Origin of the sequence: Marinobacter sp. DY40_1A1 (genome assembly GCF_016597815.1) — a bacterium.
GTDB classification, from domain to species: Bacteria; Pseudomonadota; Gammaproteobacteria; order Pseudomonadales; family Oleiphilaceae; genus Marinobacter; species Marinobacter xiaoshiensis.
Map to the genome: position 1 here is coordinate 1,073,891 of NZ_VCHA01000001.1, position 25,314 is coordinate 1,099,204.

Sequence of the window (25,314 nt, forward strand, 5' to 3'; positions counted from 1 at the left end):
TGAGGGCAATGAAATGAGTCACGCACCGCAAATCAAAGTCCCCGCCACTTACATCCGTGGCGGCACCAGCAAAGGTGTATTTTTCCGTTTGGATGACCTCCCTGAGAGGGCCCGTACACCGGGCCCGGCGAGGGATAACCTGTTGCTGCGTGTGATTGGCAGCCCAGACCCCTACCAGAAGCAAACCGATGGTATGGGAGGTGCCACATCCAGCACCAGCAAAACCGTAATCCTGAGCAAAAGCACTCAGCCAGATCACGATGTGGACTATCTGTTCGGGCAAGTGAGCATCGATAAGCCCTTTGTGGACTGGAGCGGCAACTGCGGCAACCTCACGGCAGCCGTCGGCGCCTTTGCGATTAACAGTGGCTTCGTCGCAAACGACCGCATTCCGGAAAACGGCACGGCGGTGGTGCGCATCTGGCAGGCCAACATCCGCAAGACCATCATTGCCAATGTGCCTATCACCAATGGTGAGGTGCAGGAAACCGGTGACTTTGAGCTGGACGGAGTCACGTTTCCCGCAGCTGAAGTGCAAGTGGAATTCATGGATCCAGCCGATGGCGAAGGCTCAATGTTCCCCACCGGCAATCTGGTGGATGAACTGGAGGTTCCAGGCGTTGGCACCTTGCAAGCCACCATGATCAATGCCGGTATCCCTACGGTGTTTATCAATGCGGAGGCCGTCGGCTACAAAGGCACAGAACTGCAGGACGACATCAACAGCGATCCTAAAGCCCTGGCGATGTTTGAAAGCATTCGCGCCCATGGCGCTGTGAAGATGGGGCTGATCCAGAACATCGAAGAAGCCGCCGCCCGACAGCACACGCCAAAAGTGGCTTTCGTGGCACCGCCGGCGGAGTACACTTCATCGAGCGGAAAGAAGATTGCTGCAGGTGACATCGATGTGCTGGTGCGCGCTCTCTCCATGGGCAAGCTACACCACGCTATGATGGGCACAGCCGCAGTCGCCATCGCAACCGCAGCAGCCATTCCCGGAACACTGGTGAACCTGGCAGCAGGCGGCGGCGATCGCACCTCAGTCACCTTTGGCCATCCGTCTGGCACCCTGCAAGTCGGGGCAGAAGCCAAAGAAATAAACGGCCAATGGACGGCTACCAAAGCCATCATGAGCCGCAGTGCGCGCATACTGATGGAAGGCTGGGTTAGGGTGCCTGGAGATAGCTTCTAGCAGTAAGTGAAAAACGGGTAACCGGCTCCTTTCGGTCATTGAGCGCTAAGTTTGCTAGGCTGTATGTAGTAAGCAGACACTCAAATCGAAGGAGCCGGTGCTATGTCAGCCACTACGTCAGCCACATTCGATCTCAACGAACGCCCCGATTACGATGAAGCCCTCCAGAAAATCGCCGATTACGTCCTTACCTATAAAGTAGAAAACAAAGAAGCCTGGAACACGGCGCGCCTTTGCCTGATGGATACGCTCGGCTGCGGCCTGCTGGCTTTACGCTTTCCGGATTGCACCAAACACCTGGGGCCGATCGTGGAGGGCACGATTGTTCCCCATGGTGCCCGCGTTCCAGGTACCTCATTCAGGCTCGATCCTGTGAAAGCAGCCTGGGACATTGGCTGTATCGTGCGCTGGCTAGACTATAACGACACCTGGTTGGCAGCGGAATGGGGGCACCCCTCAGATAACCTTGGCGGCATACTGGCAGTGGCGGACCATCTGTCGCAAAAGCGTGTTGCAGAGGGAAAAGCACCGCTTACCATGCGTGAAGTTCTCGAAGCCATGGTTATGGCCCACGAAATCCAGGGCGTGTTCGCCCTTGAAAACTCTTTCAATCGCGTGGGGTTGGATCACGTTATCCTGGTGAAAGTGGCTTCAACAGCCGTCACCGCGAAGCTCATGGGTGCCACTCGTGAGCAAATGCTGGCGGCGCTTTCTCATGCCTGGATTGATGGCCAGGCGCTACGAACATACCGCCACGCCCCGAATGCCGGGTCCCGGAAATCCTGGGCAGCGGGTGATGCCACCTCCCGTGCCGTTCGCCTTGCGGATATTGCCATGCGGGGTGAGATGGGGGTTCCCAGCGCGCTCACAGCACCCCAGTGGGGTTTCTACGATGTCCTTTTTAGCAAAACCAATAAAGACCAAGCCCTGAAACCGGAAGACAAACGCCGGTTTTCCCTGCCACAGAAGTTTGGTTCCTACGTGATGGAAAACATACTCTTCAAAGTATCTTTCCCGGCAGAATTCCACGCCCAGACAGCGGCCGAAGCGGCTGTAACGCTTCATCCACAAGTTAAAGACCGGCTCGATCAGATCGACCGAATTGTAGTAACTACCCACGAGTCAGCCATACGCATCATTTCCAAGGTCGGTAAATTGGCAAACGCGGCAGATAGGGATCACTGCCTTCAATATATGGTGGCTGTGCCATTAATTTTTGGTGATCTGGTGGCCGAGCATTACGAAGACAGCTTTCACGAGGCCAACCCTCTCATTGATGAGCTCAGAGACAAGATGGAAATTGTCGAGGATGAACGTTACACCCGCGAGTATCTCGAAGCAGACAAGCGTTCAATCGCGAATGCTATCCAGGTGGTCTTCAAGGACGGCTCCAGTACAGAGCAGGTAGCTGTGGAATACCCGATAGGTCACCGCAGGCGAAGGGAGGAAAGTATTCCACTGCTATCAGACAAGTTCCGAGCTAATCTGGCGACCCGTTTCCCGGCGCAACGGTGCGAGCAGATCTTCGAAGTCTGCAAGAACCAGAAGAGCCTGGAGAATACCCCGGTTCAGGAGTTTGTGGGGATGTTCGTTATCTGATCTGGCCGAAGAGTGTTTATTTTCTGCCCGGAGATAGCGGCTTAACATTGTCCGGAACACCAAGGTTTTCCCTGTGGCCAGATTGCTCGTCAGGGAAAATCGTGGCCAGCCTGCTGTCAATACGCTCCAGTGCTTCCGCCATGCGAATCAGCGCCTGGCCTACACCAGCCAAATCGCCAGAAGTCCCGGCATGCTCTGGCGCCGGGTGCTCCCGTTTCTTCACGTCGGTCAACTTCGGGGTGTTCGCGGGCAGATCATCGCCCAGCAAATCCTTGCGTATGGATTTGAGATCATGGGGGTCAATAAATGGCCGGTCCTCTGAGTAGGCACACATCATCATGCCGTCACACAGCTTGTTAATCAGCCGGGGGATACCCTTGCTCAGCTTGTGAATCTCACGAACCGTGTCCACATCAAATAGTTTGTTGCCACCGTGACCGGAAACCAGAAGCCGGTAATCGATATATTCAGCCGTTTCTTTTGGCGAGAGACCTTCCAGATGGAAGAACAGCTTTACCCGCTGAGCCAGCTGAGGGATATCCAGAACAGCCTGCTTAAGTTCTGGTTGCCCAAGCAGGATAACCCTCATGGAGGGCCCACCCATGCTTTCCATGCCGGCCAGCATGCGGATATCTTCAAGGTTTTCCCGGGTAAGGTTTTGCGCTTCATCAATCGTGAGCACCACAGGGGTGCCAGCTTTTGCCATTTGCTCCAGGTAGTCAGAGATCTGGAAAAGCATGGCTACCTTGCTCTCGTCTTCTACCTTCATACCGGCCTTGCGAAGGATCAGACCAAACAGATCCTTGGACTCAAGGTTTGTGTAGGAAATGTTGAGTAGCTTCAGGTTGCCCTCAAGATTGCGAATGGTCTTTTTAAGCAATGTTGTCTTGCCCGAACCAATCTCTCCGCTGATAACCACGAAGCCCTCAGAGCTCCAGATCGCCGAAGACATGTATACATAAGCTCGCGAATGTTGTTGGCTCATGTAAATGAAGTCGTCTTCCGGTGTAATGCGGAAGGGATGTCTATGGAGACCGAAAAATTCCAGATACATAGATAATTCCTGTTCAGCTCATTGCCCTGAATCAGGCGAGGCGAATCATTTGATCGCTGCGCAACAGGGTTTTGTCTGGTTCGTAGGCATTATAGCTTTCACTAACGGTTCCAAACCGGAAGTCTCCAAGCAAACGCTCAAGACGACCGTAACACTGGTCCAGGTTAGTATAATGCCGGAAGCGGGAGAACCAGCTTGCGTTATCGTAACGTGGTTGCTCGGGATCGATTTCCCAAGGGTGCAGGTAAAACATTTGCGGCCGCGCGCCAAAACCAGAAGCATTGCGAAACAAGTATCGGAATACCGGGTAAGGGAACTGACGAAAATAGCCGCCACCCGCCGCTGGTATTGAAAGCCCCATGATGTGTGCTGTGGTTAATGGGAACTCACGGATAATTGCACCGCTGGCGGTCTGGATAGAGTAGGGGGCGGACGGGGAATCAGGAATGCCGTAGTTATCATGCCGAATCGGGAAAATGCTCGAATCCCAGGTAAACCCCGCTTCACTCAATATATCCAGAGCCCACAGAGAGTCACGGGTAATAGAGTAGCTGGCGGCACGATAGCCATCGACAGATTTGCCAGTGATGTCCTCAAGGAGCGCCTTCGAGCGAATGGTTTCTTCTCGAAACACTTCCTGAGTCTGGTTGTAAATGAGCTGGTGGCTGTATCCATGGGACGCTATTTCATGGCCATGATCGGATAATTTCCGAATCAGGGCAGGAAATCTCTCAGCAACCCAGCCGAGCACAAAAAACGTTGCCTTCACCTGATGCTTGTCAAAAAGCGCCAGCAGTCGCTCAGTGTTTTGCTCCACACGGGAGGGTAGTGAGTCCCATTGCGCTGGGCGAATCACACCCGATAGAGCGGCAACGTGGAAGTAATCTTCTACGTCTATGCTCATAGCGTGCAATGGTTGAGGTCTTTCCTGACTTGGCATGGGTACTCCTTTCCAGTGGTACCAATAAAAAAAACAGTACCTAGGCGTTAATTTTCACTTACTGCCCGCACAAATACAATTCTTGATGCAAGTAAAGTCTGCTTGCGACGAAAAACAATGTAAAACTGTGTAACCAAAAGATACAATGAGTTGAGATTCTATGTTGGCCGGCGCAAAATGGGCCACGTAAAAAAAGGAACCGGTGGAAAGGGTGTCGCTCAAAGCTAAACTGAGCGCGGTCTGCCGGAGAATTTGATGTTGGTCTGGCGCAGGTTGTTGTGCAGACGACAAGGAAGTTCCGCGTGACGTATATACGGTTCAGAAAACACTATCTTCATATCCCCTATCTGGTGCTCGCTGCGCTGGAATTTGTCGTTCTATATGCGATTTTCGCTTCTTTGGGGTTGCTGCTTTCCATTGCAGGTGTTGGTTACCCTTCGGTTGATACAAATGTCCTCTCTGCAAGCTTGTTCGCGCTTATTTTGAGTTGTGGAACTCTGGCTATGGGCGGTTATCTCGCCATGGTCCACGAGAGTCTTTCTGCCTTGTTTTTTCGCACACTGGTTGCCTACTGCTTTGTAGGTGGAATCGGCTTGAAACTTCTTTACCTGGTTGTGCCAACCGCAAACCCGGGCAGTACCAATCTGTTCTGGGCCGTTATTTGCGCATCACTGATTGTTATCCTGTTAAGGCTTATATTCCTGCGAGTTGTCGATTCGGAGAAACTCGTTCGTCGTGTAGTGATCTTTGGTGCCGGAGATTTTGCAGCCAATCTTCTCGATGAGTACGAGCGCAACATGCGCGCGCTTGGGGTACGTATTATTGGTTGCATCTCTGACAACCCTAACGGGGCTGTTGGTGCCGATAAACTATTGCCTACGCCTTACGATTTCTACCAGTTTTGTCGGCAAAACAAGGTTTCTGAAATTGTCATTGCCCAGCAGGAGCGGCGCCGAAATGAGGGAGGATGGCTGCCGGTGCCGGACCTGATGGAGTGTAAACTTCGTGGTATTGCCATCACCAACGGCGTAGATTTCTACGAGCGAGAGCTGAAAAAAGCGAAGCTCGATATGGTGCATCCCTCCTGGATTGTATTTTCGGAAGGTTTTAAAGCATCAAAATCCCGGGCTTTCGCCAAGCGATCTCTCGATTTGTTGATCAGTCTCACGCTCCTTGCTGTGATGATACCTTTTATTATTCTCACAGCGATTGCGGTGTTTCTGGAAACCGGGCGGCCCATACTCTATAGCCAGACTCGCGTGGGCATGCTGGGTAAAGAATTTCGCATCTACAAGTTTCGCAGCATGCGCCAGGATGCAGAGAAGGACGGCAAAGCTCAATGGGCCTCAGCGAATGACAATCGGATTACCCGGGTAGGTGCATTCATACGCAACACCCGCCTGGATGAACTACCGCAAATCTATAATGTGATCAAAGGCGAAATGAGCATCGTCGGGCCGCGCCCGGAAAGGCCAGAGTTTGTCTCTGAACTGAAAGAGAAGATTCCGTTTTACGATACCCGGCACTATGTAAAACCTGGCCTGATGGGTTGGGCGCAACTTAAATATCCCTATGGTGCATCCGTTGAAGACGCCCGGGGCAAGCTGGAGTACGATCTTTACTACTCCAAAAATCACAGCCTTTTGATGGATTTTCTGATCATGATCCAAACAGTGGAAGTGATCCTTCTGGGTAAAGGCGTACGGTAACGGTTCTGTCATACTGAACTATAGAACAACAAAGGATTGGAGGGCGTTTATGACTAGTTTCACGTTTATGCGGATGGGCTTGGTTGCAATTCTGGGTCTGCTTGTCACTGCCTGCGCAGGGCTGCCGTCTTCCGCCGAAATGCCTCCGGCATCCGAGTTGGAGGCAGAGCCTTATGAGATAGGCGTTGGGGATACCATCTCTATTCACGTTTGGCGCAACCCGGAATTGGGGCAATCGATTGTGGTTCGCCCGGATGGTTATATCTCCATGCCTCTGATGGGTGATGTGAAAGCCGAAGGTAAAAAGCCTGAGCAGTTGGCTGCGGAAATCAGTGACAACCTTGGCGAGTTTATCCGCACACCAGAAGTCACAGTGATGGTTACCAACCCACTCAGTAAAGAGTTCCGTAACCGGATTCGCGTAACCGGCCAAGTGGGAGCGCCCCAGTCAGTAGCTTTTCAGCCCGGCATGACTGTTCTCGATGTTGTACTGATGGCGGGTGGCGTTACGGATTTTGCAGCGGATAATCGCGCCATTTTGCATCGCGAGATCAACGGCGAGTATAAGAGCTTTGGTTTGGACCTCGAAGCCATCCTCACCGATGGCGATATGCGCACGAATCATAGTTTGCAGCCAGGGGACGTTATAAGCGTGCCACGCAAGCAGTTGTTCCGAGGCGAGCTCTGATGGATCTACAGTTCATTCTCGACACCCTCCGCGCGGTAAAGCTTGAGCTTTACCGGCACAGGCTGGCTGCGGTAATCATCTTTATGACCGTGACCGCAGGGGTGTTGACGCTGGGCTATGTGACACCGAAAAGCTATACCTCCCAGGCTGTTCTGTACGCAGACCAATCCAATATCCTGCAGCCATTGCTGCGGGGCCAGGCTGAGGTTACCCAGCTTGACCGCATCAATGAAGCTCGGGAAATGATGCAGAGCCGAACATTCCTTGAGCAGATCGCTCTGGATACCGGGCTTATCCGGGGCGGCGAAACCGATGCTATTCGAAATGGAAAAATCAGCGACTTGCGCAAGCAGGTTGGTATTCGGGTATCCAACCGGAACTTCCTCGAACTAAGTTACACAAGCGGTAGCCCGGACGAATCGTTTCAGGTTCTCAGCGCGGTGCTGAACCGCTTTATCGAACGTACTGTGCGCAAAAAGCGTTCCGAGAGTCAGGGTGCGTTTGAGTTTATAGATTCTCAGGTTAAGTCCTATCAGCGCCAGCTTGAAGAGGCTGAGCAGCGGCTGAAGGAATTCAAGTCTGGTAATCAGGACGGCACTGAGAGTAGCGTGCTCGCAAGAATTGAAAATCTCCGCCGGGATATTGAAAACCTCAAGCTGGAAATCCAGCAAACTGAATCCGAAGTCACGCTTACCCGTCGCCAACTGGATAACGAGCAGCCGGTGCGCCGCATCACAGTAGACCCCGGCAAGTCGTCTGCTGAGCGACGGCTGGTTGCTATGCGGCAGGAATTGGACTCATTACTCTTGCGCTACCACGAACGTCATCCCGATGTAGTGAGCATTCAAGACCAGATTGCAGATCTGGAAAGCCGCGTTTCCACGCAAACAGACGATGACCGGGATGGCGGTGTTACCGAGGTATTGGAAAACCCTGTTTACGAGAACCTTAAAATTCAGCTTTCTGATAGCACCACCCGTTTGGCCGTTCAGAAAAACCGCCTGGCCTCACTGGAAAGACTTCTTGATGAGTCGTTTGTTCGCTCGCAACGAGTTGCAGAGAACCAGGCACAGCTTTCAGAGCTAACCCGGGATTACGACGTTACCCGAGATGTCTACGAAGACATGCTGCAGCGCCGGGAAAAAGCTCGGTTGTCTATGACGCTGGACGTTCAGGGTGAGGGTGTAAGCTACAAAATTCAGGAGCCCGCTACATATCCTACGCATTGGGATGGCCTGCAATTGTATCAGGTCGGCCTTGCGGGGCCGTTCCTGGGTAGTGCCATGGTGTTGGGGTTGTTGGTAATGCTCGTGATGTTTGATCAACGTGTTCGCTCGCCCCGTGCTCTGCAATTGGCCTTGCCGGAATCCATTCCCGTGCTGACCAGCATTCCCCATTATAGGAGCACCTGGAAAGATCGCTTGCTACGCAAAGATGTGTTGTCGATTCTGTTGATGCTGGCGGTGTTTATGACAGCGTATCTGGCCGTTCTTGTTTTCAGTGTGATGGGCATAACCCCCGAACAGCTGATTAACAAACTCAGTGAGCTGACCGGTTCAGGGGGAGGCGTCAACTGATGGATGATAACAAGCTCTACAATGCGCTTCTCAAAAGCCAGGAGCAGCAGCGCCAACTTAAGCATGACCGTGGTGAGGCCAAGTCGGAGGACAACTTTCGAAAAGAGCGCCCCTATGCTGGTTCCGACAGGGACAAACCCAACTGGACCCGAGTTGACACAAACGCCAACGAACATCCACCTACGGTGTATGACTCATCTGTGTCTCTGGCACTGATTGGTAACCCCAGGCCCTGGAGTCGTGAGCAGTTACGCGAGCGGAAAATAATTTATTCCGGCATGGCTGATAAAGAAGTCATGGATGCCTACCGGGAGCTGCGTATACAGCTGCGAAATCGGGCAGGTGAAGGCAAAAGCTTCACAGTCATGTTCAGTAGTTTAGGTAGCGGCCCGGGTGGCCTGCTGACAGCATACAACCTGGCGACCGCGTTTGCGTTGGATTCACAGACCTCCGCTTTGCTTGTCGACTGCGACCCTTACAGTAACGAATTGGCAGGATTGGTTTCCAGCCCTATGGAAGCGGGCGTTACGGATTTTGTTGCCGATCGGTCGATGGCTATCAAATCCATCCTCTATTCCAGTGGTGTCGAGCGGCTAACAGTGATCCCTGCAGGCACCCAGGCATCTTCCGCAGTTGAGCTGTTCTCTGCCGTGCGTATGCGAGAATTGATGACCGAACTGAAAGCTCGTTATCCGGATCGCTGCATTGTCCTGAATGCACCCCCTTTCCGGGAAAATACCGAAGCACGGATTCTTGAGCGTTTTGCAGATCAGATAGTATTTGGCGTTCCATTCGGAGAAGTCACCGCAGAAGTCATTGAAGATTCCGTGGATGCGCTTGGATCTGATAAATTCTCCGGCCTGATTTTTCAGGAGTAGCACGGTGGAGCAACGAGCAGGGATAGCAAGCAATTACCGTCTCACCAGTCTACTGGCGGGATCATGCTGTGCCATCTGGTCTTTCGCAGCCCCGGCGCAGAGCCTCAGTGACGACATTTCGGTGCTCTCTGGCTCTGCGTCAGTATTCACGGCTGTTACACACACACGCACAGACCAAGGCACATACACAGATACAAACACAGAGCCAGGAGTGGGTTTGTCCGGGGTTGTAGGTGGCACTCTGGAGCGAGGCGCTAATGCGTTGACACTGCAGTATGGCGGCACGGTTGATACCAGTTGGGAGTCTGCCGACTCAGATCAGTCAGATAACAGCACCATTACCGGGGCCGCCCTTTACACCCACCAGGACCCCGGCAGTCGGTTAGATTTTAATCTGGGCCACACAGTCAACTCCGTACGCAACGACACAGGATTTGTGGTTAACCCTTCGAGTTATGACGTGCAGAACAATTTGAGCGGGGGAGCCGGGCTAAGGTTTTACCCTGGCGAGCTCACAACACTGCGTTTTTCAGGCCAGGCGGGTCGCTCGTTTGGCGAGGACACGTTAAACGATCAGAAGTCGGTCACGGCCAGCAGCCAATTGTCACGAAGGCTGACCGAACGCTCCACGGGCAGCCTTAACGCCAGCCGCAGCTGGTCTGAAGAGCGGCGCACAGATATAACCATAGACACAGTACAACTCGTTTACAGCTATGAAGCAGAAGGCGGCTTCTTCAGCATCGGAGGCGGTGGTAGCAAGGCAAACTCAGAATACCCGGACGGTACAGTCAGTGAAAACGAGGCGATAACCGGCTTTTTGGAGCGCTCCTGGGTGACTTCCGATTGGAGAACAGCCATAGCGTACGATCGAAGTATGTCTGATAGCGCCACGGATCTTTCAACAGGTTTGCCCCCGGAGTTTTCATTCCTGCCAGATACTGTTCGGTTGCGAGAGCTGGTTGTTACCGACTCACTACTCTTTACGCACAACAACCAACGGATTTGCGATGTATGTGATCTTGGGATCTATGCCGAAGGCTCAATCCTGGAATCGCAGGTTTCCGGCGCCACCACCCACGAATACCGTGCCGGCACCACCCTTGGGGTTCAGCTTACCGCACTGCAAAGGCTCAAGTTCGGATACAGCTGGGAGGCAGATGCAGATGAAGATGCCAATATTATAGTTGAGCAGCTTCACCGCTTTACCACGAGCTGGAGCCGACAGTTGGCCGAAAACACCACCTTTGGAGTTCAGCTCGACCAATCGTATTTGCGCTCGCGCCTGGCCCGGAGTGATGAGGAGCAATTTGAACTGCGTTTTGTGCTGACTCACGGTTTTGCAATGAGCAGGCAGCGTTGATAGCTAGTAAAGCTAAGGGTAATAGCGCGGCGACATAACAGTCAGGAATGGAATCATGTTTGAGCAAAAGAAGGAAATACGGCTCCCTTCGGAGACACCACCACAATTGATCGTGGTGATTGATACTGAAGAAGAGTTTGATTGGAGCGCCGAGCCAGACGCCAAGGCAAATCGGGTGTCAGCCATGGCACATATTGATCGTGCCCAAAAGATCTTTAATGAGTACGGCATTCGCCCTTGTTACGTAATTGATTACCCGGTAGCCAGCCAGCCTCAGGGCTATGGGTTGCTCAAGCAGTTTGCCGAGAAAGATCAGTGTGAAATTGGTGCCCACCTCCACCCTTGGGTGAACCCGCCCCAGGAAGAAATTCTGTCCCGCTCAAACATGTATCCCGGCAACTTGCCTGAAGGCCTGGAGCGGGAAAAGCTCCGTGTGTTGCGCGACACCATAGAGCAAAATTTCGGAAAGGCGCCGGTTGCATACAAAGCCGGGCGGTATGGTTTCGGGCCGAATACCACGGGTATTCTTCAGGAATTGGGGTTCAATATTGATCTGTCTGTTTGCCCACCTCTGGATTCGCGGGCAGATGGCGGGCCGGACTATCGTAGATACAACGCGCACCCGTTCTGGTTTGGCGGTTCGGACAAACCTATCCTCGAGATTCCCTGTACTGGTGGGTTTATCGGCTGGGCTCAACCGGTTGCTGTTCCTTTGTATGAGGCCGCGCAACGGCTGCGTAAGTTCAAGGCGCCGGGCATTCTCGCTCGAGTAGGTGCAGTAGACCGGCTAATGCTTTCTCCGGAAGGCTTCACATCTGCCGAGCACATCAAGCTTACAAGAGCGCTTTACAATCAGGGCGTGCGAACATTTACCTGGAGTTTTCACAGCCCCAGCGTAGTCCCGGGCAACACGACTTATGTGCAGAACGAAGCGCAGTTAAAGGTGTTTCTGGACAGTTTTCGGCAGTTTTTCGATTTCTTTTTCAATGAATTAGGCGGCCAGGCGTCATCGCCCACCCGCATTCGCAAGTATATGGAGAGTAAGGCATGAAGGTGCTAGGGATATCCCCGCTAGACAAAGACTCAACGGTTTCAATTGTTGAAGATGGCAAGATTCTTTTTGCCGCTGGTGAAGAACGTTTCACCAGAACGAAACAGCAGTCGGGCTTCCCCCGCTTGGCTCTGGAAAAAGCGCTTTCATATACCGGCCTCTCCATGAGTGACTTCGATCAGGTGTGTTACCCGTTTCTTACCTGGGAAAATGAACAGAAATTGTTCACAAAGAACCTGGAAGATGAGAAAGCCTTTATCAAAGGTTTTCAGCCGAAGGATCTAGGGCCACAAATCAAAGAAGCATTGGGCCGGGTGCCAGATCGCAACCAGCCGATTCACGGGCTGCAGCACCCCAACGCCATTATGGAAAAGGGCTTTTTGCACAACTCCTACTACAACATGGCAGGCGTGCAGAAGCTGGCGTCTAACAATGCGGCTTTGAAATCCTCCAAACAGTGGGGAGAGGGCGCTACTGAGTCGTTCCAGCAGTGGGAAAAAGAACTCGTTCAAGGCTTGAGCGAGATGGGTTGGACCAAGCCGGTTAAACGCATGGACCACCATCTGTCTCATGCTGCCAACAGTTTTCTGTGCAGCGGCTATGAGCGGGCATTGTGTGTAACTCTGGATGGCTATGGGTCTGGGTTGGCCGGTTCCGTAAGTGAAGGGCGAGATGGCAAAATACACCGTCTGCACGGGCTCCCTTATCCGAATTCACTAGGAACACTTTACGAGCATGTTACGTCTAGCCTTGGTTTCAAACCTAGCCGACATGAAGGCAAGATTGTTGGTTTGGCCTCCTATGGCGACCCTGAAATTCTGGGAGAAATCCTTCTCTCTCGCATAGAGCAGAAGCCCGGGGATTTCCGGATTTACGAATCCAATAACGTATTTTTCTCCCGCTACCTGGCATCCAAGTTCCCTAAGATCGACGTAGCTGCGGCATATCAATATGTGCTTGAAAAAGTAGCCACCAACTACATTCGCTACTGGGTAGAAAAAACCGGCATCGACACCATCGTGCTGTCTGGCGGTGTAACTGCAAACGTAAAACTGAACCAGCGTATTTTTGAAATCGAAGGTGTTAACCACATTTTTGTTTATCCGAATATGGGCGATGGAGGCTGTGGAACAGGCGCTGCGCTCTATCACAGCTGGCCGGGCGGAGTTAAACCTTCCATAGCGAACGCTTATATGGGCCCTGATTACTCCGAAGCCGAAATGGAAAAGGCATTGAAGGCGGAAAACCTTCAGTATCGTCGGCCTGAAAATCTTGCTGCTGAAGTTGCCGCGCTGATTCACAGTGGCCAAGTAGTCGCAAGGTTTGATGGCCGTATGGAATACGGCCCAAGGTCCTTGGGGAATCGCTCTATTCTTTATCACGCCCGCGAACCGGAAGTTAACCAGTGGTTGAACAAACGTCTTGGCCGTACCGAGTTCATGCCCTTCGCCCCGGTTACGCTCTACGAAGCCCGAGAGAAGTGCTACCACAACATCAAGGGCGCAGAGCACGCAGCTGAATTCATGACGGTGACCTTCGACTGCACCGACTTCATGAAAGAAAACTGCCCGGCTGCCGTGCACGTGGATGGCACAGCCAGGCCGCAGCTTATCCAGCGCGAAGCCAATCCCGGCTACTACGACATTCTGAGCGAATATGAAAAGCTGAGTGGCATTCCAAGCCTGATCAACACCAGCTTCAATATGCACGAAGAGCCCATCGTCAACTCCCCGGAAGACGGGGTGAGAGCCTTTATTCAGGGTGCTCTGGACTATCTCGCCATAGGTCCATTCCTGGTAAAACATCCGAACCCCGGGCACTGAACAGGCAACGGACGTAGCACCATGACAGCAGGACTGCTGACCGTGACAACAGAACCAGCCAGTAAATGCGCAACCTTGCGCAGCGACTGGCTGGATCTGGAACACCGTGCACAACCCACCGTGTTTCTATCCTGGCAATGGCTAGGGCATTGGCTGCAAGTATACAAGCCAGATGCCTTGGTGCTTCGTGTAATGGAAGGAGAGCGTCTGGTTGGCTTGGGGCTGGTAGTAGAGAGCGAAGAACGCCGGCACGGCCTGTTGAAATCCCGCTGCCTGCGCCTGCATCAAACTGGCCACAAACTACTTGATCAAATCTGGATTGAGTACAACGGGTTTCTGGCTGAACGCGGAAAAGAAGACGCGGTTGCGAAAGCCTCCCTGGAACACCTGTGCCGCACCATGCCTGAATGGGACGAGTTTATTCTGGGGGCAATTGATGCTGACGAGGCAGACCATTACGCGAAAATAACTGGCCTTTACAAGCATCTGCGCTGGGAAGCACCTTGCTTTGGTGTGGATCTTGATAGCTTGCGCCAAAGCGGTGGAAACTATCTCGACACTCTTTCTCGGAACACCCGCCACCAGATAAACCGTGCGCACCGGCTCTATAGCGAGCGGGGCGAGGTAAGCCTGGTCCGCCCTGGCTCCGTAGAGGAGGCCTTGGCTGTATTTGATGCTATTGGTCCCAGGCACCTCGAACGCTGGGGCAATGGGCCGGACCAGAGCGGGTTTGCCAATCCGGATTTCGTGCGGTTCCACCGGGAATTGATTCGTGAACAGTGGGCAGAGGGCGGCGTTGATCTGATCTCTGTAATGGCAGGGGATGAAGAAATTGCTTTTTTCTACAACCTGCTCCACAACAAAGTGGTGTATTTTTACCTGGGTGGCATGGCCGTTGAAACCGATAACCGCCTCAAACCTGGCTTGGTGGGCCATGCTCTGTGCATTGAAGACTACCGCAACCAAGGGTTCGACTATTACGACTTTATGGGTGGCGACGAGCGTTACAAATCCAACCTTGGCCACTTTCATCGCAACCTGGTTCAGATTGCCTTGCAGCGCCCCCGCTTCAAACTGAAGCTTGAGGATGTCGCCAGGCGCGCAAGAAACCGCTGGATTGGGGAGGCAAGTGCTAACAATGAACGCTGAACTTCACCTCCGGGCCTCCAGATTTAACGCATTCCCGGTAAATGACTACAACCAGTATGTTGCAGGGCATGCTGCAGCAACGCCGTACCACCGCAGTGCCTGGTTGCAGGCGACTGAGCAAGCTTATGGTCATACAGGTTGGGTGATCAGCGCGCATCAGAACGAAACTCTGTGCGGCATATTGCCCTTGGTGGAAGTAAAACCACCCATCGGCACCAGCAGCCTTGTGACATTGCCATTCTGCGATCTTGGCGGTGCACTGGCAGACAACGCAGACATTCGGCAAAGGCTGATATCCGAAGCCAAAACCCTGACTAAAACAAATCGCATCAAAATCCTCGAAATACGTGAGGGTGGTGTGGCGCATAGCATCGACAAAGATGCCTCAGGCGACCAAAACAAGCAGAGCGCTAGTGCGCTGCCTGGAAACACTAAAGTAAGAATGCTGTGCGACTTACCGGAAAACAGCGAAGCCCTGTTCAAAAGCTACAAGCCCAAGCTGCGGAGCCAGATTCGCAAGGCTGAGAAAAATGGGCTGAGGGCCGAACTGCGTACAGAAGCAGATGCGGTAGATCTGTTTTATGAGGTATTCGCCCAGAACATGCGCAGGCTGGGTTCACCAGTGCATAGCCTGCGGTGGTTTCAGGAATTGAAAGCCGCCTACGGCGAGCACATGCTGATTGGTATTGTTTTCCAGGCCGATAAGCCTGTGGGCGCGGGCATCGTATTGCTGGGGGGTAAAGAAGCCTGCATTCCCTGGGCTTCCACGCTGGAGGAGTTCAACCGGCTTGCGCCCAACATGCTGCTGTACTGGACCTTGTTAAGCCATGTGTGCGATCTGGGGTACACCCGGTTCGACTTCGGCCGATCAACACTGGATGAAGGCACCTACCGGTTCAAGAAACAGTGGGGCGCTCAGCCCTATGAGCTGATCTGGTCCGAATACCCCGCCGGCAAACTTAACCTGCCGAGGGCGGATTCAAATAGCAGTGGGGCATCCGTAGCCTCCAGGCTCCGGCCCCTCATTGAAAACATCTGGCGTCGGCTACCGCTGTCGTTTGCCAACTGGCTTGGCCCAAAATTGAGACGATACATTACCTTATGACGTTAGTACTGCTGTTAACCCTGCTTTGCCTTGCCGTTCCCGTGTACGTTTACTTCGGGTACCCGGCCATATTGTGGCTGCTCACCCGGGGCCTGCCGGATATCACCCATCGCCGGGGCGAACACAAACCTTCAGTGGCGCTGATTATTTCCTGCTACAATGAAGAAGACGTCATTCGAGAGAAGCTTCAAAACACACTGGAGCTAGACTACCCCCAAGAGCTGCTGCAGATCATAGTGGTGTCAGACGGTTCAGATGACGGTACCGATGAGGCCGTAAACGAGTTTGAAGACGATCGAATCCTGTTGATCCGCCAGGAAGGCCGGCTGGGCAAAACTATGGGCATCAACCTTGCCATGGAGCAGGTGAAAGCCGACATCACCGTGTTCAGCGATGCCAACGCCATGTACGCCAGCGATGCCATCAACAAACTGGTGCGCAACTTTGCAGATCTCGATGTGGGTTACGTGGTGGGCGCAGCCTTATACACAGACGGCAACGAGGGCGCCAGCGCCCGCAACGAAAACCTCTACTGGCGCTACGAACTGGCCATCAAAGCCATGGAATCCCGCCTGCATTCCGTAGTGGGTGGAGATGGCGCCATCTACGCCATTCGCACCAAACTGTGGGAGCCGCTGCAGCAGCAGGACATCAACGATTTTGTGAACCCGCTGCAAATCATCGCCAAAGGCTACCGGGGCGTGTTCGATGCAGACGCAAAGTGCTTTGAAGAAACCGCCGGCGATTTTGATCGGGAAGTCGCTCGCAAAGAGCGCATCGTAAATCGCAGTATTCGTGGGCTGATGCGGGTAGGGCAGGTAATGAACCCCGCGAAATCAGGCGTGTTTGCGTTTGAGGTTGTTTCTCACAAGTTGCTGCGCTGGCTGATCCCTTTGTTCTTGCTTGTGGGTGTTGCAGGCAGCGTACTTTTGGCTTTTTCCGGCCTGGGTCTGTTCAAACTCATCACGGCAGGCACGGTGCTTATGTTAGTGCTAACGCTTGTGGGGCACCTTTCGCAAAATCGCAATGAATTGCCAACCTGGATTGCCACGCCTTACTACTTTGTGATGGTGAACGGCTATGCAGTTCGGGGAATTTTCAGAGCGCTTCAGGGGCGTACACAAGTCACCTGGAATAGCGCAAGAAACACAGAAGCAGGGAGCCTTCAGAGCGATATGCCAGAAAGTAAGCTACGAGTACTTCAGTTCATTACTCCCGCAGGCTTTTACGGCGCAGAGCGCTGGGTTCTGGCATTGGCGAATAACATCAATCAGAACGATGTTATTTGCGATCTTGCCGTGACCCGGGAATCGCCTGATCAGGATCTTTCAGTCGCCGAATACTACCCTCGTACAGAAGGCCAGCAGGTTCACTATCTGGATATGAACGGCCGTTTCGATTTTCGGGTGGTTAGCCAGTTGTGCAACGTTATTCGCGACAACAATATTGATGTTATCCACACTCACGGCTACAAATCCGACATATTAGGGCTTCTGGCTGCCAAGCGCGCCGGAATTGCTTGTGTGGCAACACCCCATGGTTTTGCTGGTGACGTTGGCTTCAAGCTTGCCACGTTTATTCGTATCGGCACCTATATGCTGCGCTACTTCGACCGAATTGTGCCGCTTTCGGAAGAGCTCTTGGACGATATGAAGCGATTCAAAGTCCCCGAATCCAGAACATCGTTGATCCGCAATGGCGTAGATCTGACGGAAATCGACGCGGCTTTGGCAAGCCTGCCTCAGGGAAATACCACTGATAAAGATTCCCCCGTCATTGGCTTTATCGGCCAGATGATTCCCCGCAAGGGAATACCGGATCTGATAGAGGTTTTTGATCAAATCTACCAAGCGCAGCCAAACCTTCGATTGCAACTGCTGGGCGATGGCAGTCAACGATCAGAATTGGAACAGCAGGCGGCACAACTGAAGAGCGTTAATGCCATAGAGTTTTTGGGCTTTCGAAGTGACCGCCTGGAACTGCTTTCCAAATTCAGCTTGTTCGTTATGACCTCCTCACTGGAGGGTATTCCCCGGTGCATGATGGAAGCCATGGCAGTGGGCATTCCTGTAGTCGCCTATGATATTCCCGGCGTTGATCAGCTGGTAGAGCATGGTAAAACCGGCATGTTGGCACCCTTTGGAGACAAGGCTGCACTGGCGGCATGTTGCAAGCAGGTTCTGGAAGATCCCGAGCTGGCAGCCACCCTTAGCCAAAATGCCAGGGAAATGGTGCATGCACGCTACTCCGCTGCCCGTATGGCCGATGAATATGAAGCCTTGTTCCGCGAGCTGACCGGGAAAACCAAACCCGTACCCGCGACACAGCCCCAAGCCCAGTCCCCAGAAAAGGGAGAGGTGGGTTAATGTGTGGATTGGCCGGTTTTCTTCGCACTGCTTCAACACCTGGTAGAGAAGCCCATCAGGGCTGGCTCGACACCATGGGGCAGGCAATCCTTCACCGGGGCCCAGACGCGGGCTCAACGTGGCTCGACGACGCAGTTGGCTTGGTACATCGCAGGTTAAGCATTCTTGATCTTAGCGATGCCGGCACTCAGCCCATGGTATCCACCTCCGGGCGTTACGTTATTGCCTACAACGGCGAGATTTATAACTTTCAGGAACTGCGCGACGACCTGATTAGCCAAGGCCATAGCTTCCGCACGCGCACGGATACCGAAGTGCTACTCGCGCTCTACGAGATTCACGGCCCGGAATGCCTGCAACTACTGAATGGCATGTTCGCACTGGCCATTTGGGATCGCACAGCAAGAAAACTGTTCCTGGCACGGGATCGCCTTGGCAAGAAACCGCTGTACTTTTACGAAGCCAATGGGCAGTTTGCATTTGCCTCGGAGTTAAAAGCCCTAACACCCGCACCTTTTGTTAAAACTGAATTGCGGCACGATGCAATCAAGGAGTTTTTCTTCTACCAATATGTGCCAGACCCCAAAACCATCTACAAAAACGTCCACAAACTGGCGCCCGGCCATTGGCTAGAAACAGACGGCACCCACACACACCAACAACAGTATTGGGATGTGTCTTTCGGTTCGCCTTCAAGTGCCAGCCTGGATGAACTGCAGGATGGCCTCTACAACCTGATTGACGATGCCGTTCGCCTGCGCATGGTGAGCGATGTGCCTCTTGGGGCATTCCTCAGTGGCGGAATTGATTCAAGCGCGGTGGTTGGCTTGATGGCAGGCCACACCAGCACACCCGTGACAACCTGCGCCATCGGCTTTGACTCAAAACGGTTCGACGAAGTGCACTGGGCCAAGAAAGTTGCCGAACAATTCAAAACCGATCACCACGAATTCACCGTAAAGGACAATGTTGCACAAAGCCTCGCCAGCATTGCACGGTTCTTCGATGAACCCTTTGCAGACCCATCTTTTGTACCCACGTATTTTGTATCGCAGTTAGCCAGGCAAAAAGTAACGGTGGCGCTGGCAGGAGATGGCGGTGATGAGAACTTTGCGGGCTACAGCAAATATTACATAGATCACGTTGAAAACCGGTTAAGAGGCCTGTTTCCCGCCGGAATTCGCCACAATCTATTCCCCGGGCTCGCTCGCCTGGCAGGCTTGATCAATTCCGGCCCTACGCGAAAGGCAAAATCCCTTCTCGGAACCCTGGCGCTCGATCCCGACGAAGCATTTTTCATCACAAACAGTTTCTTCCGTAGAGATGTCTGGAATGACCTCGTTACCGGTGAACTGAAACGTGAAACCCGGGATTACGATCCTGCGGATATCACCCGCGCCCATTACAAAAATGCGGACACAGACGACCACCTATCCAGCATTCTGTACACCGACATAAAAACCTACCTTCCCGGTGACATTCTGGTGAAAGTAGACCGCATGAGCATGGCTAATTCACTGGAAACCAGGGCCCCACTGCTGGACTACCGGGTTGTGGAATATGCAGCCCAGATACCCGCCGCGCTCAAACTCAACGGTAAAGAGAAGAAATACATTCTGAAGAAAGCCTTTGAGCGGATGTTGCCGGAAGACATTCTGTACAGAAAGAAAATGGGCTTTTCAGTGCCCTTAGCCCATTGGTTGCGCCATGAACTGAGCCCTACCGTTGAGCACCTTTTGCTGTCCGCAAATAGCGGAGTTGCTAATTTCTTTGAGCCTGCGGGCATCCGCAATCTCTGGCAAAGGCACTTGGCAGGGGATGACCAGTTTACTCAGGAGCTGTGGTCTTTATTGGCTTTTGAGCTTTGGTGGCAGCAGTACCAGGTGAGTGCATGACAGTCGAAGAGAGCAAGACAGCAACAAAATCAGCCAGAAAACCGCTGAGGGTACTGCACATTACCTTCAATATGGGGATTGGCGGTACAGAACAGGTTATACGCCAGCTTGTTCAAGGAATGGCCAGTGAAAGCGTCAAGTCTGAAATTCTATGTATCGATGGCCACATAGGGCCGATAGGCGAAGCACTTCAGCAGTCTGGTGTTCCGGTTCATAAACTTGCACGCAAGCAGGGGTTTGACTGGGCGTTGATAAAAGCCATCCGCAATCGCTTGAGGGAAGGCCGGTTTGATGTGGTGCATTGCCATCAATACACGCCCTGGATGTATGGATGGTTAGCGGCACTACCTACACGCGCCAAAGTGGTATTTACCGAGCACGGTCGGTTTTATCCCGACAGGTACCGCTATAAAGCCATGCTAATTAACCCGGTAATGGCACTGTTCACTCCATCTATTGTCGCAATTTCGGAAGCTACCAAGGATGCGCTCGTAAAGTATGAGTTTATTCCGAGGTATAAGATCCAAGTAATCTACAACGGTATTGCCCCGTTGGTGCGAGACGATGAACAATCTGAAAAGGTTAGGGATAGTTTGGGTATCCCAAAAGATGCCTTTGTCGTTGGCACTGTCTCCAGGTTAGACCCTGTTAAAAACCAAGTCATGATGCTTAGAGCGTTTAAGCAGTTCTGTGAGAAACAGCCAGGCAGCTATTTGTTGATGGTTGGAGATGGCCCAGACAAGGAGAAATTGGTGTCATTGGCGGGTGATTACGGGATCAGCGAGAGTGTGATATTCACGGGTTTCATTAATAGCCCCGTACACTATCTAGCTGCTATGGATATCTTCCTCTTGTCATCTCACACAGAAGGCACGTCGATGACATTGCTGGAAGCGATGAGTTTGGGGATACCTGCGGTTGCAACTCAGGTGGGGGGCAACCCTGAAATTATTCAGGATAACGTAACCGGGATTTTGGTAGAGCCAGACATGGCGCACTCTTTTGCAGAAGGTATTGAGCATCTTCATCAAAATTCGATGCTCAGACAGAGTATGGGAAAGGCCGCAAGGCTGAGCTTTGATAAGCGGTTTAGTGCAGACGCGATGGTCTATCAGTACAGTAAAATTTACGGGGATCCTGATCCAACTTCATATTTGCTACACGGCAGTACGGATGAAATAAAGAATGGGTAAGTTTGCACTACTTTTCCTTTTTTTGTTTTTTGCGGGTATCTTCGGAGCCCTATTTTACGCCCCTGTCTTATCCGTGCTCGCTTACCAGTTGGTCTATTTTGTAAACCCGGATAATAGCTGGTGGGCAGCAAGCATTCCTGGCCTGAAATACTCTTTTATAGCAGCCCTATTGATGCTGTTTATGTTAATGATGCGCTACAAAGAACTATCTGAAATTTCTCCGTGGGGAAAGCAACCTGTATTCAAGTGGATGTTTGCGCTGTTAGCGATTTATGGGTTGATGATATTTTTTGCCATCGTTCCAGAAGTCCATAAACCATTCACTTATGATTTCGCAAAATTAATAATTATTATGCTTGCCGTGTACAAACTTGTTAACTCAGAAGAGGCTTTGGATGCGTGCCTTTGGACTTATGTGCTGGGTGTAACATATATTGGCTATGTCGCGTACTCAGTAGGCCGTGATGGGCAAGGGCGAGTAGAAGGTATTGGTATGATAGATACTGGCGGTGATGGCAATATGACCGCTGCAGCAATGGCGCCCGCATTGATTATTTTGACCTACATGGCTTGGCTGGGAAGCAAAAAAATCAAATTCCTTGCGATCCTTTGTGGCGCCTTTATTGCGAATGGCATTGTCCTAATTAACAGTCGAGGAGCATTTCTTGGAGTAGTCTCTGGCGCACTTTTTTTCCTTTGCTTTATGATCTTCTCGAGACACCAGCGCGCAGGCCAGCGCGGTATGGCAATACTAATCATAGTCGTCGGTTTGGTTGGTACAGTCTACGTTACCGACGAAGCTTTTTGGTCTCGAATGGAAACGCTCGAAAATATCGATGATGGTTCTAAAAGCGGCTCCCATCGAATCGATTTCTGGATCGCAACAATTGATGTGTTAGAAGACTATCCAATGGGCGTAGGCATTCAAGGTTATATTGAGCTAAGCCCTAACTACCTCCCCGAACACTATTTCGAAGGTCGAAAAACTGGAAAAGCAGTTCACTCGACATGGTTTCAAGCTCTCGGCGAAGTTGGCTGGTTTGGATTTGCACTTCTATTAATGCTTCTTATTTCGACGTTCAGGCTGTCCAGAAACACAAAAACTTATCTAATAGCGAATAAGAGCTATAACGCGTACTTCAAAATGTTGGCGCTAGAAGGCGCGTTACTAAGCTTCTTGGTTGCGGCGAGTTTTATAAATCGTGCAAGAGCTGAGATGCTTTACTGGCTAATTCTTTTTATAGCAATCGCTTCTAATATTTATTATTTAAGATTCACGGAACCAAAGCGAAAAATCATGAAATCTCGCAGTGCGGTTGGAGGCGGTGAAGATGAATAACTTAGTGTCCGTTATTGTGCCGGTCTATAACCGGGCACACCTCGTGCAAGAAACCATTCAAAGCATTCTTGACCAAACCTACCAATTTTTTGAAATTATTCTGATCAACGACGGCTCTACAGATGGGTCTTTAGCTATCCTAAAGGACTTTGAGCGAAAATTTCCTGAGAAAATACGTGTGATTGATCAGGTAAATCAGGGACAAATCGTTGCTAGGAACAACGGAATAAAAATTGCCAAAGGTAGCTATATTGCGTTTCTCGATAGCGATGATCTTTGGCTAAGGGAGAAGTTGGAACGTCAAATACCTCTATTTGAGCCTGGCGTAGGGTTAGTGTACTCCGGAACAGAAATAATTGACGAAGGCGGCCAAACCACTCGGATCGAGCCTGCGGATGAAAACATGTCAGGTGATATTTACCCCCAGTTATTGGTGAAAAACCGCATGACAGGTGGAACGGTTGTGGTTACAGCAGAAGTCCTGGATCGAGTAGGGGTGTTTTCAACTGAATTTAAAGCTGCTGAAAATTGGGATCTGTGGTTGCGCATATGCAAGATTTCCCAAGCTCGCGTGGTGGCGGAACCATTAGTCAAGTACAGAATTCACAGTGACAACATGTCAGGTGACACACAGCTAATGATTAACGCAAAGCTAAAGATTATTGAGAAACACTGTGACCTGGACTCAAAAGACCCTGTAATTGCCCGCTATTCTCGCTTGGCGCTTGCAGACTATCACTACCGTGAGGGTTTGCATTATTTTTCGGGTGAGGAATTTCGTCGAGCCAGAAAGGAGTTTTTATCTGTCCTGAAGTTTTCATTTGTGTATCGAGATACTTGGATGCGCCTTGCACGTAGCCTACTAGGTCAACGAGGCAACCGGTTACTGCGCGGTCTCAAGTAAGGATTATAAATGTCTAATATCAGGCGTGCTGTGATTTTGTCGTCTCTTGGGCGGTATCTCCTGATGTTTATCGGGCTCGTTAGTTCGATGGTTATTGCTCGTCTATTGACGCCCTCTGAGATTGGCGTTTTTGCCGTTGCCAGTTCTCTAGTTATGATAATGGCAGAGTTCAGGGTGCTGGGAGCAAACGCTTATCTTGTTAGGGAGAAGGAGCTAACTAACGATAAGATCCGGTCATCTTATGGGCTTACCCTGCTCGTTTCATGTTTTATGGGTATTTCGATTGTTGTTGCAGCCTTCCCTCTGTCAGATTTTTTCGAAATAGATGAGTTGGGCGGACTTTTTATGTTGCTTTCTGTGAGTTTTTTTATAGCACCCTATATAAGTATTCCCCACGCTATTTTAAGCCGAAAATATAAGTTCGGTTTAATTTCCAATGTATATATCGCTGCATCGATTTCACAGTTTGCCATAACGGTAATATTGATTTCATTTGGATTTAGCTTTTACTCTTTGGCGATTGGTAACTTGGTGGCAGTGTTTATTCAAGCTGTCTTGTTTCTATACGCTAGTCGTAATGTGAGTGTCTATCGACCAAAGTTCAATAACATGAGAGTTATTGCCAAAGTGGGTGTGTATACATCGTTAGGGCATGTGATTCGAAAAGCCCAGCAAACAGCCCCGGATATGGTTTTGGGGAAAATGGGAACTCCAGCAGAGGTCGGAATGTTTTCGCGAGGACTTGGGCTGATGGTTTTTGTGACGGAAACGATTATGTCTGGTATACATCCTGTGGCGGCGCCTTATTTGGCGGACATCAATAATCGCGGTGACGATGTTGTGAAGGCGTATCTTAATGCTTCACAGCTTATTACCGGTGTTCTATGGCCTGTACTCGCCGTTGGGAGTGTTGCCAGCCTCCCAGCGATAAGGCTGATGTTTGGCGATCAGTGGGACGCTGCGGCACCGATTGCGTCAGTAGTAGCGGTATGGGCGATGCTGAGGGCTCCGCACATTCTTGCACCACAGGCGCTTATTACACTTGGCTATGAAAGCTCAATGTTTGCTAAAGAGCTTATCGTTTTTATTGTGTTTTTAGCAGCAATTATTTTAGGCTACTACAAGGAGGGAATGCAGGGAGCTGCCTATGGTTTTGTAGTAGGTGGTGCTACTGATCTGGTTGTTTCCGCACAGTTTGTAAAAGCTCGAATAAATATTAAATTTTTTAAACACTTTCTTTGTCTGGTTCCTAGTTTGATGGTGACTGTATGCTGTTGGGCTGCTGTTCAGGGAATTGCGCATGCTTGGCCCTTTGAGGAAGTAGCGCCATTTTATTCATTCCTTCAGATAATTATTTTATTACCTCTTGCATGGTTTATTTCTTTGTTTGTTTTCAGGCACCCGTTACGGGCTGAGCTTATAAAGGTGTTCCCTGATCATCTTTTTAAAAAGCAATGATGATATAATGTTAACCCAAGATATATGAGAAACT

19 protein-coding genes are annotated in these 25,314 nt (G+C 51.3%); 17 read left to right on the plus strand and 2 right to left on the minus strand.

The genetic code is table 11. From position 1 onward, the window contains the following. Nucleotides 1–13 precede the first annotated feature (13 nt). Together prpF and prpD are read left to right on the plus strand one after the other, a co-directional pair. Nucleotides 14–1,192 carry a 2-methylaconitate cis-trans isomerase PrpF gene (prpF, locus tag FFI61_RS04970; protein WP_200369452.1) on the plus strand — a complete coding sequence of 393 codons (1,179 nt, stop codon included), beginning with the start codon at nucleotides 14–16 and terminating at the stop codon, nucleotides 1,190–1,192. A 102-nt stretch (nucleotides 1,193–1,294) separates the two neighbouring features. Continuing rightward, nucleotides 1,295–2,791 carry a 2-methylcitrate dehydratase gene (gene prpD, locus FFI61_RS04975; RefSeq protein WP_200369453.1) on the plus strand — a complete coding sequence of 499 codons (1,497 nt, stop codon included), beginning with the start codon at nucleotides 1,295–1,297 and terminating at the stop codon, nucleotides 2,789–2,791. A gap of 16 nt (nucleotides 2,792–2,807) precedes the next feature. Here the strand turns inward: prpD and FFI61_RS04980 are convergent, their stop codons facing one another. Beyond that, nucleotides 2,808–3,845 carry an ExeA family protein gene (locus FFI61_RS04980; protein ID WP_200369454.1) on the minus strand — a complete coding sequence of 346 codons (1,038 nt, stop codon included), beginning with the start codon at nucleotides 3,843–3,845 and terminating at the stop codon, nucleotides 2,808–2,810. Nucleotides 3,846–3,876: 31 nt separating this feature from the next. Then, nucleotides 3,877–4,785, minus strand: a complete 909-nt coding sequence (locus FFI61_RS04985; protein WP_227714598.1) for an XrtA system polysaccharide deacetylase — start codon at nucleotides 4,783–4,785, stop codon at nucleotides 3,877–3,879. A gap of 302 nt (nucleotides 4,786–5,087) precedes the next feature. On the opposite strand from FFI61_RS04985, the gene FFI61_RS04990 reads away from it, so the two are divergent. From FFI61_RS04990 to FFI61_RS05065, 15 genes are all read left to right on the plus strand, one after another. After that, the gene (locus FFI61_RS04990; protein ID WP_200200850.1) at nucleotides 5,088–6,494 is read left to right on the plus strand and encodes a TIGR03013 family XrtA/PEP-CTERM system glycosyltransferase; all 1,407 of its coding nucleotides are present in this window, start codon (nucleotides 5,088–5,090) and stop codon (nucleotides 6,492–6,494) included. Nucleotides 6,495–6,543: 49 nt separating this feature from the next. Then, nucleotides 6,544–7,182 (plus strand): XrtA/PEP-CTERM system exopolysaccharide export protein, encoded by a 639-nt coding sequence (locus FFI61_RS04995; protein ID WP_200200849.1) that lies wholly within the window; start codon nucleotides 6,544–6,546, stop codon nucleotides 7,180–7,182. After that, entirely contained in the window at nucleotides 7,182–8,759 is a 1,578-nt protein-coding gene (locus FFI61_RS05000; protein WP_200200848.1) for an XrtA system polysaccharide chain length determinant, read from the plus strand. Before FFI61_RS04995 ends, FFI61_RS05000 begins: the two co-directional genes overlap by 1 nt. Beyond that, entirely contained in the window at nucleotides 8,759–9,637 is an 879-nt protein-coding gene (locus FFI61_RS05005; RefSeq protein WP_200369455.1) for a polysaccharide biosynthesis protein, read from the plus strand. Before FFI61_RS05000 ends, FFI61_RS05005 begins: the two co-directional genes overlap by 1 nt. 211 nt (nucleotides 9,638–9,848) lie before the next feature. Further along, nucleotides 9,849–10,997: a hypothetical protein gene (locus FFI61_RS05010; protein WP_413785022.1), complete on the plus strand. Its 1,149-nt coding sequence runs from the start codon at nucleotides 9,849–9,851 to the stop codon at nucleotides 10,995–10,997. 55 nt (nucleotides 10,998–11,052) lie between these two features. Further along, nucleotides 11,053–12,048: a polysaccharide deacetylase family protein gene (locus FFI61_RS05015; protein WP_200200845.1), complete on the plus strand. Its 996-nt coding sequence runs from the start codon at nucleotides 11,053–11,055 to the stop codon at nucleotides 12,046–12,048. After that, nucleotides 12,045–13,871, plus strand: a complete 1,827-nt coding sequence (locus FFI61_RS05020; protein WP_200200844.1) for a carbamoyltransferase — start codon at nucleotides 12,045–12,047, stop codon at nucleotides 13,869–13,871. Before FFI61_RS05015 ends, FFI61_RS05020 begins: the two co-directional genes overlap by 4 nt. A 21-nt stretch (nucleotides 13,872–13,892) precedes the next feature. Continuing rightward, on the plus strand, nucleotides 13,893–15,020 hold the full coding sequence (locus tag FFI61_RS05025; protein ID WP_200369457.1) for a GNAT family N-acetyltransferase: 1,128 nt from the start codon (nucleotides 13,893–13,895) through the stop codon (nucleotides 15,018–15,020). Continuing rightward, the gene (locus tag FFI61_RS05030; RefSeq protein ID WP_200369458.1) at nucleotides 15,010–16,125 is read left to right on the plus strand and encodes a FemAB family XrtA/PEP-CTERM system-associated protein; all 1,116 of its coding nucleotides are present in this window, start codon (nucleotides 15,010–15,012) and stop codon (nucleotides 16,123–16,125) included. Before FFI61_RS05025 ends, FFI61_RS05030 begins: the two co-directional genes overlap by 11 nt. Further along, entirely contained in the window at nucleotides 16,122–18,491 is a 2,370-nt protein-coding gene (locus FFI61_RS17745; RefSeq protein ID WP_227714599.1) for a glycosyltransferase, read from the plus strand. The genes FFI61_RS05030 and FFI61_RS17745 overlap by 4 nt, the downstream gene beginning before the upstream one ends. Next, nucleotides 18,491–20,386: an asparagine synthase (glutamine-hydrolyzing) gene (asnB, locus tag FFI61_RS05045; protein ID WP_200369459.1), complete on the plus strand. Its 1,896-nt coding sequence runs from the start codon at nucleotides 18,491–18,493 to the stop codon at nucleotides 20,384–20,386. Before FFI61_RS17745 ends, asnB begins: the two co-directional genes overlap by 1 nt. Then, nucleotides 20,383–21,579, plus strand: coding sequence for a glycosyltransferase (locus tag FFI61_RS05050; protein WP_200369460.1), 1,197 nt, complete (start codon nucleotides 20,383–20,385; stop codon nucleotides 21,577–21,579). The genes asnB and FFI61_RS05050 overlap by 4 nt, the downstream gene beginning before the upstream one ends. Next, nucleotides 21,572–22,918: an O-antigen ligase family protein gene (locus FFI61_RS05055; protein ID WP_200369461.1), complete on the plus strand. Its 1,347-nt coding sequence runs from the start codon at nucleotides 21,572–21,574 to the stop codon at nucleotides 22,916–22,918. The genes FFI61_RS05050 and FFI61_RS05055 overlap by 8 nt, the downstream gene beginning before the upstream one ends. Further along, complete coding sequence (locus tag FFI61_RS05060; RefSeq protein ID WP_200369462.1) at nucleotides 22,911–23,822, plus strand: glycosyltransferase family 2 protein; 912 nt, start codon at nucleotides 22,911–22,913, stop codon at nucleotides 23,820–23,822. The genes FFI61_RS05055 and FFI61_RS05060 overlap by 8 nt, the downstream gene beginning before the upstream one ends. Nucleotides 23,823–23,831: 9 nt before the next feature. Beyond that, complete coding sequence (locus FFI61_RS05065; RefSeq protein ID WP_200369463.1) at nucleotides 23,832–25,280, plus strand: oligosaccharide flippase family protein; 1,449 nt, start codon at nucleotides 23,832–23,834, stop codon at nucleotides 25,278–25,280. The last annotated feature ends 34 nt before the right edge of the window (nucleotides 25,281–25,314 follow it).

Bases quoted from the DNA above. Each gene is read 5' to 3' on its own strand.
- prpF (WP_200369452.1), top strand. From the start codon at position 14: ATGAGTCACGCACCGCAAATCAAAGTCCCCGCCACTTACATCCGTGGC.
- FFI61_RS05025 (WP_200369457.1), top strand. From the start codon at position 13,893: ATGACAGCAGGACTGCTGACCGTGACAACAGAACCAGCCAGTAAATGC.
- FFI61_RS05065 (WP_200369463.1), top strand. From the start codon at position 23,832: ATGTCTAATATCAGGCGTGCTGTGATTTTGTCGTCTCTTGGGCGGTAT.
- FFI61_RS05005 (WP_200369455.1), top strand. From the start codon at position 8,759: ATGGATGATAACAAGCTCTACAATGCGCTTCTCAAAAGCCAGGAGCAG.
- FFI61_RS04995 (WP_200200849.1), top strand. From the start codon at position 6,544: ATGACTAGTTTCACGTTTATGCGGATGGGCTTGGTTGCAATTCTGGGT.
- FFI61_RS17745 (WP_227714599.1), top strand. From the start codon at position 16,122: ATGACGTTAGTACTGCTGTTAACCCTGCTTTGCCTTGCCGTTCCCGTG.
- FFI61_RS05030 (WP_200369458.1), top strand. From the start codon at position 15,010: ATGAACGCTGAACTTCACCTCCGGGCCTCCAGATTTAACGCATTCCCG.
- FFI61_RS05020 (WP_200200844.1), top strand. From the start codon at position 12,045: ATGAAGGTGCTAGGGATATCCCCGCTAGACAAAGACTCAACGGTTTCA.
- FFI61_RS04985 (WP_227714598.1), bottom strand. From the start codon at position 4,785: ATGCCAAGTCAGGAAAGACCTCAACCATTGCACGCTATGAGCATAGAC.
- FFI61_RS04980 (WP_200369454.1), bottom strand. From the start codon at position 3,845: ATGTATCTGGAATTTTTCGGTCTCCATAGACATCCCTTCCGCATTACA.
- asnB (WP_200369459.1), top strand. From the start codon at position 18,491: ATGTGTGGATTGGCCGGTTTTCTTCGCACTGCTTCAACACCTGGTAGA.
- prpD (WP_200369453.1), top strand. From the start codon at position 1,295: ATGTCAGCCACTACGTCAGCCACATTCGATCTCAACGAACGCCCCGAT.
- FFI61_RS05050 (WP_200369460.1), top strand. From the start codon at position 20,383: ATGACAGTCGAAGAGAGCAAGACAGCAACAAAATCAGCCAGAAAACCG.
- FFI61_RS05060 (WP_200369462.1), top strand. From the start codon at position 22,911: ATGAATAACTTAGTGTCCGTTATTGTGCCGGTCTATAACCGGGCACAC.
- FFI61_RS05055 (WP_200369461.1), top strand. From the start codon at position 21,572: ATGGGTAAGTTTGCACTACTTTTCCTTTTTTTGTTTTTTGCGGGTATC.
- FFI61_RS05015 (WP_200200845.1), top strand. From the start codon at position 11,053: ATGTTTGAGCAAAAGAAGGAAATACGGCTCCCTTCGGAGACACCACCA.
- FFI61_RS05000 (WP_200200848.1), top strand. From the start codon at position 7,182: ATGGATCTACAGTTCATTCTCGACACCCTCCGCGCGGTAAAGCTTGAG.